The sequence below is a fragment of the Psychrobacter sp. CR212 genome (assembly GCF_059693765.1).
Genome location: NZ_JCATIF010000002.1, coordinates 178385 through 194046, shown reverse-complemented (window position 1 = coordinate 194046; position 15662 = coordinate 178385). Strand labels below are relative to the sequence as shown.

The window sequence follows — 15662 nt, the reverse complement described above, 5'->3', positions numbered from 1 at the left end:
TTTTTGTAAAGCAATAATTATAAGAATCCGTCTCAATCCATACCGCTAATCAGACACCCACTCGGTCAAGTAAGAGCGTTAGAATTGCCAACTATAGACCACGTCTACCGCATTTTCAGCAGCCGAGCTGGCTTCTACGTAAATACGACGAGTCAATTGATAGCGAACAGATAAGCTATTTTGAGCATTAAAGACACCCACGCCGTAGCGGATATACAAGTCAGGGGTCACGTAACCGGTGACATTGACATTGGTATCTTCACTACTACCTGAGGCATCCACCGTCAAGCTCTGTAAACCAAAGGCCTGTCCGATTTGATTGGTCAGACTGCGCGTACCACTCAGACCAAAGCTTAGTCCAGCAGCGGCTAGGTTATTGGTCACTTGTGATTTGAACCCTTGCTCACTGATTTGAGTGGCGCTCTTATTATCGATTCGCCCTGTCACCAGCGCATTCATCGCTTGCTGCTGGGTCAATCCTGCATTATTAAAGACGATGATGTTGGGGTTTTCGGTATTGCCTTTTACGCGTAGACCCACTGTTTTACCGTTGATGGTTTTTGCCGCTTCAATACTCAAGCTAGGCTTCATGACATCGCCATTAAAACGCACTTGACCATAATTTAGCTCTAGGCTTTGACCAAAAGCATTGATATTGGTACGACGTGATACTTGAACCACTCCTTTGGCACGCATGATGCCCGTGCCATTTTGGTTGATGTTAATTGCACCAGCCAATGGAATAACGGCACCAAAACCACGGAAATTGATATCATCACCCAAATCAACACCGATATCGGCATTGATAGACCAAGGTTTTGATATTGCCAATACCTCATCGATGTTGCCGATCAAACGCCGATCCAGCACTACCACATCTTCTGATTGAGTCACAATGTCTTCGCTGGCCTCTGGTGGACGAATGGTAGCGATTGGCACGCTGATAGCGCCTTTAATATCCACATAGCGATCCGTTGGGCGTACGATGATGTCGATATCAGGATTGATCTCAGCCACGAGTAGTGGCGGCTGCGTCACAACCAATCCTTCACCAACGATACTCAATTTGGCTTGTAGCTTTTGCTGCCAATTGACCGTACCGGTCAGTGTGCCTGTTCCTGTGCCGCTTTTGAACGTACCATCGATAGTCGCTTGCGTACCCCGAATTTTGGCCTGTGTATTGACATTGGTCAGATTCACTGGCAAATCCAGCATAGCGATACGGCCATCAGAGAGTTTCACATCACCATAGAACTGCGGCTTATCTAGCGTACCGCCCAGTCCTCCTGCCATTGTAACGTTGCCTTTTAGTACTCTCATACCTGGGAAGAAAGGCTTAAATATCGCCAAATCAAGCTCATTTAACACGAGTGCACCAGAGATTGGTTTCGGTGTTTTGTAAGGATCAACAACGACTTCAGCATAACCGCGAGCACCGCGACCCGTATTGATGTCGGTACGCAGCTTGAGACCTTCTGGCACCGACAAGGCGATTAGTGAAACACGCTTATAAGGCAGTGTCACAGGCGTGCTATCCCCGTCTTGAATCAAGCCGATTTTGCCATTGTCTGAATAGAGTGTCGTGTTAATAGTTGGCGGACGACCACGTTGCCAACCGACAATGGCTTTACCATTAATCTTGCCGTGCCAATCAATATCCTTTGGTAAAAATACTGAGAATAGCGACGTATCTAAATTCTGCAATGCCACATCGACTTCACCACTGGCTGGAGAAGCCACTAAGTTCTTGCGTAAGCATAGCTTGCCCGTTTGGTCCGTGGCTTGCCAACAATATGCAGCCAACTGTACTTTGAGATCTGTATTATTGCCATTTTGATTATTAGGCAAATTCACAATCAGCTGTGCTGGCTGTAATTGATTTAAGGTAGCGTATCTGGATTTAACGCGGCCTTTACCGATGACCCCTGACCAACGAAGCTTGTCGCGATCAAACCCACCTTTAAGCCTAGCGCCAACATCAAGCTGCTGATTGGCTACATTTAGATCAACGATATGAGATTGCTCAGTCCCATTAAAGGAGGCTTTTACACTATCGAAGCTTTGTCCCGCAGCATCCAGACCTTCAGCGCTGACGATAAGCTGGCTTGGACTATTGGCTAGATTAACCAACTTGCCACGTATACGACCTTGACGCAAAATAAAGCCCGGTAATGCAATTCGCTCACCCACCAAGTCGATATAGATCGTCGGTAGTGCCTGACCTGCTGGTTGAGACAAAGTCGCTCCACCAGTTACTTTGCCAGCAAGCTTATCTGACAGTTGATCTAAGCTTGTGATATTGATTTTGGTCTGTAGCTGTTTGGCATTGCCATTAGCAGTGACATAGTTGTCACCCCAGCGTAGTATCAAGTTGTCAGCATTTAAACTATCGATCAATGCATTCACTTGCTTATACTGTGCTTGGGCATCTTGTGTTTGTAGACGTTTGAAATAGCTGGCTAAGTCTTTTGGCAAGCGCAGTTTTGCAGCCAAACTACCTTTGGCACTGAGCGGCTGTCCTTTTAGCATACCGCTCAGATTGACTTGTCTGATATTGACGGTCTGCTGCGTATCGCCCCAACGTCCATCCGTATCGATGGTACCCGTGATACGGCTTGGGGTATCTTTTAGGAAATAGCCGATATTGAAGCGATCCATCACGGCACTAATGTCCCATGCAATGCCTTGACGCACATCAACCGTTCCTTTGGCATCAATACTACCTGCCGCGCCCACATGCCGCAGACGGTTGATACGGATCAGCTGACTATCGCCGCTCGCGTTAATATTCAGCTTACCTGCTGGTAACTGCTCGGCATCCAAAACCCCATCGAAATTCACAGCAAAACGCTGTAATTTACCTGCGGTATTTGGGCTGTTTTTAGGCGCAGCCTGCCACTCGCCACTGGTTTTTAGATCACCTGTGATGATTGCTGGGTTATTAGGTAAAAAGTAACCCAAATTAAAGTTGTCAAAGCGACCATCGACGGTCCAGCCGATGTTATTGCGCAAGTCAATGACACCTTTGGCATTCACCGCACCAGCTTCGCCATCATAATTCAATTTACGGATACTAATTAATTTTGGCGTACCCGCTGCGTCGATTGATAGACGACCTTTTGGTACATCTGCTGTATCGATCTGACCATCAAAACGTGCGTCAAATACAGACAACTCACCACCCACGATATCGACACTGGCATCACCGCTACCTGTTATACCGATCGCGCGACCGTTTTGCGTGGCATCAAGCTGTGCCTGTAAGTCGGTATTATTGACAGTAATCACATGGCGCTGACCGCTAACGCCATTTTTGGTGATATTTAACAGGCGACCACGAGCACTCACACGCCCTCTTAGACGCTCAAGTGGTAAGTCACTACGGTACTCTTTAGGCAATAAACCTTTGGTCACTGCATCGATTTTCCACGTCAGTGGGCGGTTTTTATTTGCTAGCCGAATCTGCCCAGTTCCTGATAGGTCGCCTACGATGCCATCATAATTGAGGCGGTTGATATCAATGACGTCACCTGCTTTACGCAAGCGCACATCATAGTTGCCTTTGGGCGCCGCATTGAGCTCATTGATCACTGCATTGGCATCAACGGATAGGTTTGAACCACGGACGATCACATCGGCCTGACCACGCGGACTATTGATGTTACCAATATTAGGCACATCACGGCGGGTCAAGTTTTTCCATCTTGCATCAATATACCAAGGCGCTGTCTGTTGAGATTTAGCAGACGTCTTGCCGCGCACTAGGTTGGCATTGACATATTCGCCATCACGCTGACGTAGGTCTACATCAATCTCTGTATTACCTGTACTGTTTTGCTGCTGATAACGTAACGATAATCTACCATTGAGCGTTTGCGGAGCATACGCTTTAAAATCAGCATACTCATCAGGAATCGCACGTCGAATGTCAAAGTTACTACCAGCCGCACGCACTGTCGCATTAAAGCTCTCTTTCCAGCCTAAGATGCCCTGAAGCAGCAAACGTCCAGAGGGAACGTCGGCTTCTAAGCGGTCAATACGCAATTGACTGTCTGCAATGACGCCGCGCCCTTGATAATGTCCCGAAGGAATATCTTTAGAGGTCAGCTCTGTATTGATGCGCAGCCTTATCTCAGAGATAACGCCTGATGCCGTAGCCATACCGCTTTTTAGATGAATATTTTGGTCGTCTGCATAAGGGACCAAAATATCATCCCACTTCAGTTTTGCCTGAAACGGTGCGCCTGCATCTAGGCCTTGAACCACAAAATCGCCGCTAACGTCGCTGTCGTTATAGCGGCTACGCACCTGCCCAACCGTACGTTTTAGCGAGCCTGTTGCCGTGATATTCAATGGATCGATATAAGCTTTTTCAAGCGCACTCACCTCTACAATCGCGCTCAGATCCAGTGGGTAGTCGCCTTGTAAATCTGCCTCACCTTGTAAGGCACTGACTTTTACAATATCAGCATATTGCAAGCTGCCGCGACCGACCGTCACTGTACTGCCAACCCATGTGAGATCGCGAGCCGTAGTATTGTTGATGACAATAGGATCTTTGGTTACTTGTTTATAAATAATTTTATTGATTTTTGCGTGATCGAAACGTAGATTGACTGGTAACTTTAGGGTTTTATAATCAAACGGTTCACCAGTCGGTGGTTTTTTATTGAGGATCTCGATGGTTTGAATGTCAGCATCGCTTAGATGTACTTCTTTTGCAAATACCGCACGCCAGCCTATCTTGACATAAGCTTTGTCTACTAATACCTCAAGGTCTTCAGTGGCTTTAATATCGATATCTGTCACCCAAATACCGTCACGCAAATTACCGCGCCCATATTTGAAATCGATACCCGTCTCAGCACTGATTTTTTCTAAAATAAACTTGGTGCCAGAGTCCGTGCCTGCAGCATAAAAAAATATCGCAAACATAATCGCTAGTACGATAATAATCAGTACCAGTAGCTTGAGTAAAAATGATAGCGGATACCAGCGCCTAACGGCACGAGCATCGCGCTGTGCTGGGTCTTCATCTGGTGCATTGTTAGGCGGGGTATTTTTTGTCTGCATGACACTCAACTACGTTAAAAAGTAATGACCAGCAATCGGTACGATAAGTAATGAATAAAACGGTTCAAGCGATCTGTGTTCATATGTAGGAAGTAAGCTTTTACAATGGCGAGCCAATAAAGAAATGTAATCGCACAGGAATATTGTCTTCTGTCACCCCTGCAGCGACATCGACACGCACCATTCCGACAGGAGAGGCCCAGCGCACACCGACGCCGACGCCAACTTTGGTTTCAGCATCAAAGTCTTTGTCGTACGCATTACCAACATCGGTAAAAAATGCGCCACGAAAGCCCGGTTTGAACTCATAGTTATACTCTGCACTACCAACCGCTAGTACTTGCCCGCCTGTCAGATAGCCTTTATCATTTAGTGGCGATAAGCTCTCGTAATCATAGCCACGGATGCTTTGGTCGCCACCTGCGAAAAAGCGCAATTTGTAAGGCACATCATAGAAATCATCTGCCCAAATATAACCACCATTCAAACTACCAAGCACTTGATGTTTTTCGTCATCGCCAAAGCTATAAAGTCCACTCACGCCAGCACGCACGATGGCCAAATCAGTATCACTCAGCGCTTTGTCAGCACCTGCTTCAATCGAATAATACTGACGCATACCGCGCGTTGGATTGGTCGCACTATCCGTGTCGGTTTTATTCATACCATAGCCAAACAGCAATGCTTGCTGCTTAGGATTTGAGGAAGTAAAGCGGATAGGTAAATCATCACGCGCGGCGCCGTCAACGCCCGTTTCTAGCTCATCCAAACGATACCGTACAGAGTAGCTACGATTCCAGCCATTGTCACGACGGATGTTGCGGGCCAGAGCGGCTTTTAATGTGGTGGTAGACAAATCAAAATTACCTTTGCCTTGGTCAATGACCTCTTCTTCATAAGTTAGACGCCCATCTAATTTATCATTGAGTGGGTGATTCCAAGGGCGGCTCGCGTAGACAGCGACATTTTTGCTGATTCTAGACACTTCGGTTTCTGCGCCTGCTTGATAGCCCTGACGGTTAAGCAAATTATAATCGATCTTGGCGGTTGCTCGCACGCCTGTGTCAGTACCATAACCCAAACCAACCTGAGCATCACGCGGCTTATCAGCGTATACAAAGACATACAACGGTACTTTTTTGCTTGTGGCAACGTCTTGCGGTGTTTTACGCCCTGCTAAAGTTGGCGGCACAAAGTTTTCATCAGCCAGTAGATTTTCTTCATCAGGGAATATTTTTTTGGCAACATTGCTAATTGAATCACTAATTTTGCCTAATAAGTTATCCGCTTCTTGGTCTTTTTCATCCAACACGCGGTCATCCGGCAGGCGGCTTAGACGCTCTGCTTTTTGCTTAACGGCTTGTAGCTTATCAAGCGTTTCTTCATCAACCTCAAACTCGATAGCAGCAATATCAGCTTCATTGACCGTCTCTCCACTACCATTGCCAAGCGCACTTTCACGCTCTACGCCAGTACTACTACCCGTATCTTCTGTACTAGCCAAACGATTATTGGATGCTGCTAGAGTAGCATTATCTCCAGTCATATCTGAGATGCCATCATTATCAACATCCTCATCCAATATAGCATTGCTATTGGCAGGCGCGTTGTCAAATGCCAGTGTACTTGTCTCACTACGGTCATCTGGCGGTAATATTGATTCAACGTTGACAGTGTTGAAATAGCGAGTCGCTGATAAGTCATTACTAAACTTTGTCACTGACGGACGATAGAAAGGATCGCCCGGCGCAAACTCATACAACTGCTGCAATAAGGACAATTCTACTGGGAGTTTGTCAGGGTCTTGTGTCAGCGTGTTGGTTTCTTTGTCATAGGTAAAGAAAACAACATCATCAAACTCGTAGCGGTCGCCTGTGTTGTAGACCAAAGACATATCCGCTTTGTTGTCTGGTAAGATAATATCGACAGATTTGTTCAACCAATACTGATCAAAATATCCATAAGTATTACTCAAAGACTCAAGCGCCGCTTTGCTACTCTTGTAGACACGATGATTAAAGACATCCCCTTCTTGCGGCGGTAAGTCTTTTTCAAGCGCGACAAACTCTGCTTGCTCACCGCCCTCACCGCGGATATCAACGATACGGCTGTCTACAATAACAGGCTCGCCCAGCTCTTCGATCACCACATTGATCGTATCACGCGTAGGCTGACGCAGGCTGAGAGTGACATCATAATAACCCACTGCTTTGGCAGCATCCAATGCCGTTTGACGCAAACGTGGTAGCGCTGCGGTAAAATCAATGACCGACTGCACTGTCGTATCATCGAGGGCCGCTTTAATATTCTTCATTGGCTGAATATCGTCGTCAGCTTTGATGAGTTTTGGTTGACCATTAGCCGTGTCTTCGGCGCCAGCTTGTTGTATATAAACTGTGGTCTCCACACTTGGTAAAGCCATCACACCACCATTGAAAAAGCGATTATAGAGACGCTTGACAATGTTGCTTTTATTACGTGCAAGTGGTTTTGACTGGTCAGCTTGCTCGATGCTTTGATTGACGGCCTGAGTATCATTCTGATAATCCGGTAGGTAGTCTTCAGGATCAATCACATCTGAGGGCATGTTACCGCCATCGGTTATATCGCTATTACCTGCTATTATCTCATCATTAATGCCATTTGCCGCATTGACATTGCCACTACTGACAGAGTCACTCACGTTAATGGGACGTGACATAATTTCAGCTGTGGCTGCCTGTTCTGCTGCGGCCTCACTTCTACCCAGTGTGTCAAGATTGCTAGGCATAGGCAAGTTGGTCGCATCTAAGTCAACATCTAAGCCGATGGGCGGCGCTGTGTCGTTCAATGTGGCAATTGGCGCATCAAAGGCACTGTTGTTATTAATGCTGTCGATATCTTGAGCATTTTGTAAATCGAGCGCCGCCAACTCATGGTCAATTTGCTCAGGCGTCATCATCTGATAGCCTTGCTGCTGTATGGCAGCTGCTTGCTGCAACAAATCATCGTTAGATAGATCTGCCTGCATGCCTTCTGCGTACATATCCTCGTCGAAACGATTTGAATCTTGCAGGCCACTATTCTGATTATTATTTCGGGCACTGTCATTCTGAGACGATGACAAGTTAGCATCAGATTTTTTGATGCCCAAATTTTGCTCGCTATAGTCATCCAAGACCGACTGATCAATAATACCTTGCTCTACTGCCTTTTTTAGACGTAGTGCATCTAGGGCAGCATCGAGCTGGGTATCATCGTCTGATAGTGTGCCTGATGTATTATTGGCCGTTTGATTGTTAGCTGATTGAGTCTTAGCGACTTGATTGCTGGTCGATGGATTGGTGATATTTGTGTTGGTTGTCTCAGCCAATGCCGCAGGTGCGACACTGACTAGACTAGTAGCTAGCGCGGTACAGAGCGCTGAGCGCTTAAAGTGAATACGGGGAGTACCGACATGAGTGCTTTGGATGCTGATATCATTCTGAATACTCACGCTGTCACGCTGCCTCATTAATATGTTGCGTGCTCGAGTTGAAGGCGGCTGGGTCATGTTTACGTCCTATCCCTTCACGCGGCATACTATTATTAACGATTGATGATCGCCAAGTCTGACCGGTGAATAAACTTATAGCAGTGGGCTGAAATTAATGGTTTACTACGTTGCTTGTCATGATGGAAGTCTCTAGCGCATATTAAATCTCAGCACTCGATGGGTGACACCATACAAACTGTCTTAATTGATAGCAAGCCTTCACCTTTACCGTCGCTCGCACCTTTTAATGCAACCATATAAAATTTACAAATCATAACTTAGTTAATTATGAAATCATAGCGCAGGTTTCATGTATTTTTACCTAAGCCTTGCTATTATACGGCTTAATATTGATAAAACCTATGCTGTATTTCGATAAGTTTTTGATAATATTGATGATTGCTATCGCATTATAAGCTGCGTTCAGCGCCTCTTCTTACTTTATCAGCCGCGTCTCATCTGTAGGAACGTTCATGTCCAATCAGTTTCAGCTATTTAAGCGCCGCCGTTTTAGCGCCATGTTTTTCACCCAGTTTTTGGGTGCGTTTAATGACAATATCTTTAAACAAGCACTCATACTGGTTCTGACTTATACCGCTGCCAGTCAATTGGGCGTCGAAGTCAGTATTTTAAACAATTTGGCCGCGATGTTATTCATATTGCCCTACTTTTTGTTTTCGGCGTTGGCAGGACAAATCGCTGATAAGTATGAAAAATCTAAGCTCACGCAGTTTATCAAAGTGCTTGAGCTGGTCATCATGGCAATCGCTGCGGTTGGTTTTGTTTTTGAATGGTACACCCTTTTATTTGTCGCGTTGTTTTTGATGGGCACGCATTCGACCTTTTTTGGACCGATTAAGTACGCCTATCTACCACAGGCGATGAAAGAAGATGAGCTGGTCGGTGCCAACGGTCTGTTTCAAATGGGCACTTCTCTAGCCATTCTTGTTGGTATGATTGTCGCTGGTATCTTAACTCAGCTGTCACACTCCTTATATTGGATTAGCGCTACCGTATTGGTCGTTGCTGTGCTGGGTTATCTGGCAGCGCGCTATATCCCTAACATGCCAGCCATGCAGCCTGATCTTAAGATTAACTGGAATATTATCACCATCAGCTTGTCTACGGTACGCTATCTCTACTCTCTGCCATTCTTGTTTTTTGTCATTCTTGGCAACAGCTGGTTTTGGTTCTATGGGGCGACGTTTTTGACTCAAGTGCCAGAGTTCAGCAAAGTCATTTTGCACGGTGATGAGTCGGTGGTGATTTTTCTATTGACGCTATTTTCAGTAGGGGTATCGATAGGTTCGCTCCTATGCAAATCATTGACCAAAAACCAAGTCAGCCTGCGCCTATTGCCTTTTGGTATTGCTGGATTGAGTATCTTTGCTATTGATTTGTACTTTTCACTTTCAAGCCTAAACATAAATGTGAATAATGACACATTGCTTGGCATCAGTGATTTATTCGGTGTCAGTGGGAGCTGGCGCGTTTTTGCTGATTTGTTCTTATTGGGATTCAGTGGCGGTTTATATATTGTGCCTTTATATGCCTCAATGCAGGCCTATGCGCCGAAGAGCCATCGCGCGCGTATCGTGGGTGCCAACAATATATTCAATGCGATATTTATGGTCACATCAGCGATTTTTGCGATTGTCATCTTAAATGCATTAGGGCTAAGTCTACCGCAGCTATTTTTGGTAACAGGTGTGCTCAATATTGTTTTTGGTATCTTCTTATACCTTAAGCTAAATAGGCATATTAAACAGGCGGTTATCCAAACCAATGATGAAGTGGTTATATAAATGAGCCATATTGAGCTCAAATAACGATAGCAATCGATAGGTTATCAAGGTAATAATATTGATGCCGATAATTTGGATTGTTTGCTATAGTAATGTACATAAGAGCTGTGCACAGGATTATTATCCTAGAGCAGTCACTAGTCTTATTTTATTGATAGAATTTAACGCCATCAGGAGTGAACCATGGCCCTGCGTCCTTTATCCAAAATCGATCAGCTATTGCTTGGGGTCGACAAAGCATTACGAGCTGTCGTGCCAAACTCAAACCCCAGTACGCGCCCATTGCCAGTGAGTAGTGACGAGATTCCTGAACTGACTATCACAGAGGCGCGCCATGTCGCAGGGCTGATGCGTATCAATCATACCGGTGAAGTGTGCGCGCAAGGTCTCTACCATGGACAAGCATTTGCTGCCAAAGACAGTGGCGTCAAGCAAGCCATGCAAAACTCTGCTGAAGAAGAAGTCGATCATCTGGTCTGGTGCGAGACGCGCTTAAATGAGCTGGGTAGCCATGCGAGTGTGTTTACCCCGCTTTGGTATGGGATGTCTTTTGGCCTAGGTGCAGTCGCAGGCGCCATCTCAAATGAGTTTAGTTTGGGGTTTGTCGCGGAGACAGAAGCACAAGTTAGCGAGCACCTGCAAGATCATATCAATCAACTACCCGAACATGATCAACGCTCAAGAGAAATACTGGCACAAATGGATATCGAAGAGCAACATCATCGCGAGCTGGCACTAGCAAATGGCGGGACGGCACTGTCGTCCCCTGTGCGTCAGACAATGCGCTGGATGGCCAACCGTATGAAGGCGACCGCTTATCATTTATAAAGGCAAATAGCAATTTGATGTCTGAGATGACGAGCAATACTCGATTTGCTCAGCGCTAGCGAGTAACAATCCTACCACAGATAGCGCAAAGCTTAATTTGCTAGGGTATTAAAAATTTGTACGATTTTGCAGCAAACATATATCCTGATTATCAACCGATTAATAAATAAATAACGACTAAATAAGGTAATGATTTTTATGAAAGCAACTCTCTCTAATAGCGCGTCTTCCAAGTCGCCAAAGCTTGCAACCTTGACTGCGCTCGCGGCCGCCTGTGCAATGATGCTTTCTGCGCCTGTGAATGCTGCAGAAGCTGACACTGCTGCTACATCAGCACCTGCTGTACCGAGCGCTATAGATTCCAGTAAACGCGTGATTCGTCTAGCAAGGCCAGGTGCAACGACCAGCACAGCTCAAAGCACAACAGATGCTACGCCTGCTAATAGCGCTCAGTCAGTTAATACTCAGCCAATGATGCCGTCAAGCAACACTCAGCCTAACCGTACGCCTTTGAGCACGGCACAGGCAACGCAGATGATGCAATCAAACAGTACTCAACCAAATCGTGTACCTGTCAGCGCCGCTCAGCCACCGGCATCGCAAATGATGAATCCAGCTAACGCCCCTGTGTTCAGCGGTACCACACGCGTGTATGAGCCAGGCCCGATGACTGCGACTGGTATTGATCTGCGCAGTGGTCAGCTCTCAAATATTCCAACGCCACAAGTACAGCTTTCAGATGTGAGCTTTATTAAAACCGTCTTGATCCCACAACAAAAAGGCCTAGGTACTGATAAACTTGATGTCAGCTTGCTTGATGATTTCATCGCAGACGTCTCACCGAATGCTCGTCACTATCCACCAAACTTCCCTAACCGCACTCAGCGCCATTATACTCGCGAAAAAATCAAAGTATTGGCTGATTGGATCGAGCCTTATGCCAAATCACCAAATGCGTCTTACGATGTATTAATTCGTGCAGCCAAACTCAATGGTATGGGCCGTAATCTGGACTTGGGCTCAGACTACACGGTACGCGGCGGGCAGTATGTTGACCGTGCCATCAAAATTCAACCAGATAGCGGTGAAGCCAACTTCTTATATGGCATGATGTTATCAGAAGGTGGCGGGTTTAAAGAAGGCCAAAAATATCTAGACCGCGCCGTATCGCTAGGTTATACCGAAGCAGAGCAAAGCTTGGCACAGTCAGATCTACTCAGTGATCGCCGTGCCAGCGCCCTAGAGCGCCTACGTCGTCTTGAAGAAAAATACCCTAACAACACCGTGATTCCTCAACAAATCAAACTGGTGGAAGATGGCAAATTCTACATTTGGGACATCCCTGCACCAGATATCAATGTCAAACCAGGTGCCTAAATTGGCACTGTTTGTCTATACTAAAGATAAACAAATAATTTTGTAGCCTTAGAATACTTAGCGCCTTTGTTTTTATGAATATAAAGCAAAGGCGCTTTTTTGTGTCTGGCTTTTTTGTGCCTAATAGAAACCTGCCTGCACAGAGCCTCATCTTTTTCTACTTTACCTCTTTTTTCTTTGTCTAAATAAATGCCCTTTTTAACCAAAAATTTAAGTGTATCTAAAAACAATAACCATCACTTGAAAAAGTCATTCGATATATAGCGCTTGGTTATAACCTTTCAAATAAAATAGTCTAATATCAAAAGTTACGCTAAACTCTACCATAACCAAAAGTACTTCCATTGCTGATTTTCTCATAACTACTTTTTTACCGGACTGACTTATGACTTCTGCTAGCCCTAGCAAAAACACGGTAACGCAAGCCAATAAAAAAATGCGACCTATCGCCTCAGTCGTATTATTGACAGCGGCAATGCTGTTACCAGCCTGTAGTGTCGTCTCGGTGGAAAAACAAGCATCGGCCAAGACCATCTCAGCACAGCGCGGTAATATCGTCACTGATAATCAATTAAGTAGCGATACGGCATCTGCCTTGCTATCGGCAGGTCTTAATGAGCAAGCTTGTATGCAGCAATTCGACTTGTGCTTGACTCAGCTCACGGACAGTATTTTAAATAAACACTATCGACCTGCACTGGCAATTTTTGCAGAACTGCACTACGCAAAAGCGCGCCAGCTTGCTGACTCACAAAACTGCCGCAATGCACTTGCCCGTCCACCACTTGACCCATACTATGCCAATGCGCCTTTGAGCGACGACGATGCCAAAACGCAGCAAGAAGAGACCGACCTTTGCTTAAACAATTATCAGGACAGACTGTTTGATGCGATTAAATATAGCTATACTTATTTGTTTTATGACAGTCTGACTCATGATTTTGAGGGTGCTGATGAAAGCTATAGTAGTGCTCACACGCAAACCCGCATCCCAACTGACAACGATATTCAGACCCAAGATATCTATAACGCTGCCAGCAATGATGTCATCACGCAGCTTTATCGATCGACCGAAAACTCAGATAAATTGATGAATGGCAAAAAAGTAGAATACTTAACCATCCCTTCTGCTAGGCGCGATAGTAGCGATCAAGCAGCGATTGCCAACCGAGCCCCGCTAAAAGGTAAAGCGATTGACCAAGTCAAAGTCATGAAAGTACAAGTAGATGATTATGACCTCGGCATCTATTTGCCCAATGAAAACAACTATTTGCAAAATGCTCATAAGCAAGACTCTGCGCTTGCTGACTTAGTTTCTACTTACGAGCTACGTCTCTCTGGGCTGAACTCTGTTAGCAAACGTCCCGGTTTAGGTATCAGCTTAGTTGCGTCTCTCGATGATCGCTATACCACCACGATTCGCCAATTATTATCATCATCACTATCGGGTCGCTTCGCCAATGAAAGTGACAATACAAAGGATAGCGAGCCAAGCTCACGCATTTATCCTACTGGTCATCTACTGCTGACTGGCTTGATCAAACCAAGTGGTGATAGCGTACTGGATGTGCTGAGCAGTCGCCAGCTCGATATCCATCTATACAATCCATATCAAACTGAAACCGTCAATATTCTTAACGATAACTATCCGTTAGCAGCCAATTTCTCAGCAGGTTATGGAATGTGGCTGGCAGAAAACCAGTTGGATAGTGTGGGTTATTTGAACCTCATCACGCGCCAGCCAGATGCTCGTCTACCCAAACTGTTTATGCTCGAACCTTATGACCCTGACAAGCGTGTCATCATTATGCTACATGGTTTGGCCTCTAGCCCAGCCACATGGGTCAATCTCACCAACGATATTCTCAATGATGACAAACTGCGCGACAATTACCAGGTTTGGCAAATATTTTATCCAACCAATTTGCCTATTTTAGAAAACCGCTATCAGATTCAGCAATTAATCAATACTACCTACGAGCAGACGGACCCAACAGGACAAAATCGCGCCAGCAAAAATAGCGTGATTGTCAGCCACAGTATGGGCGCGCTCATCGCGCGTATGATGCTATCCGATGAAAATCTGGTTGAAGACTTAGACCGACTGGATGACCAAGACATTCTCTCAAACAGTGAAAAGCGGCAAATACGCGACGCCCTCAAACAGTCTTTTGGCGAAAAGGAATTAAGAAAACGGTTTGAGCTTCACTCATTGCCCCAAGTAGACACTGCCGTATTTTTGTCTGCGCCATTTCGTGGCACAGATTATGCCGATCGCTGGTTTACGCGGGCGCTACGCCGCATTGTCTATCTGCCAGTCGGTTTGGTAAAAACAGTGACTGACAACTTGGCAACGATTGCCACGCAAGGCGATCTGGCACAAAACCCGTTGGGCGCTTTGTATTTGCAAAACGGTGCCAGTCAGCTCAGTGACAAATCTTCTTTTATCGAATTAACCAAAGACCTAACGATTAATAGCCGTGTGACTTATCATTCAATTATTGCCAACAATGATGCTGATATCACCAAAGGACTGGCTCAAGCACAGCCTGACGGTGCCAAAATTGATTTATCGCAAGCGCTAGAAGAAGATGCTAAAGACGAGCGCGCAAGTGTCAGCGTGTCAGATGACACATCAGAGCTGCCTCCTGAGCCACTGGTCGCTGCCGTCACTGTTGATAAAAATATCAGTCAGGCCCTAACCCAACGTTTATCAGACGGCATTGTTCCCTATACCAGTGCTCACCTAGATGGCGCCGCCTCTGAAACAGTTATCAATGGCGGTCATAGTATACAAACCAATCCACAAACTATTTTGACACTGCGACGGATTTTGCATAAACAGTTACAAGAATGATGTATGTTTTTGTTATTGGGGAACATTTTAATGCATGGGAAAGCAAGTAATAAACAGAACAGATGTTTTATGAAAAAATACTCGCTATTCCCAAGTCATTGTTATTCATAAAGTTAATTTTATTTTCAAGGGTGTTTTATGATTGTTTTTCTGACTCCTAGGTATGCAGCTGTCTAACCGCACGGGTTGCGTCACTATCTAGGGAAGC

General features: G+C 45.5%; 6 protein-coding genes. 4 read left to right on the top strand and 2 right to left on the bottom strand.

Annotation, left to right across the window (positions count from 1 at the left end; all coding sequences use genetic code 11):
* Positions 1–78 precede the first annotated feature (78 nt).
* Entirely contained in the window at positions 79–5073 is a 4995-nt protein-coding gene (locus AC58CZ_RS05155) for a translocation/assembly module TamB domain-containing protein (protein ID WP_494223853.1), read from the bottom strand.
* Positions 5074–5173: 100 nt separating this feature from the next.
* Positions 5174–8605, bottom strand: a complete 3432-nt coding sequence (locus AC58CZ_RS05150; protein WP_494223854.1) for a BamA/TamA family outer membrane protein — start codon at positions 8603–8605, stop codon at positions 5174–5176.
* Positions 8606–9060: 455 nt separating this feature from the next.
* On the opposite strand from AC58CZ_RS05150, the gene AC58CZ_RS05145 reads away from it, so the two are divergent.
* The 4 genes from AC58CZ_RS05145 (at position 9061) to AC58CZ_RS05130 (ending at position 15454) form a co-directional block, all read left to right on the top strand.
* Positions 9061–10392, top strand: a complete 1332-nt coding sequence (locus AC58CZ_RS05145) for an MFS transporter (protein WP_494223855.1) — start codon at positions 9061–9063, stop codon at positions 10390–10392.
* 189 nt (positions 10393–10581) lie between these two features.
* On the top strand, positions 10582–11220 hold the full coding sequence (coq7, locus tag AC58CZ_RS05140) for a 2-polyprenyl-3-methyl-6-methoxy-1,4-benzoquinone monooxygenase (protein ID WP_494223961.1): 639 nt from the start codon (positions 10582–10584) through the stop codon (positions 11218–11220).
* 198 nt (positions 11221–11418) lie between these two features.
* Positions 11419–12597, top strand: a complete 1179-nt coding sequence (locus tag AC58CZ_RS05135) for a tetratricopeptide repeat protein (protein ID WP_494223856.1) — start codon at positions 11419–11421, stop codon at positions 12595–12597.
* 385 nt (positions 12598–12982) lie between these two features.
* Positions 12983–15454 (top strand): esterase/lipase family protein, encoded by a 2472-nt coding sequence (locus AC58CZ_RS05130; RefSeq protein WP_494223857.1) that lies wholly within the window; start codon positions 12983–12985, stop codon positions 15452–15454.
* Positions 15455–15662: the final 208 nt, after the last annotated feature.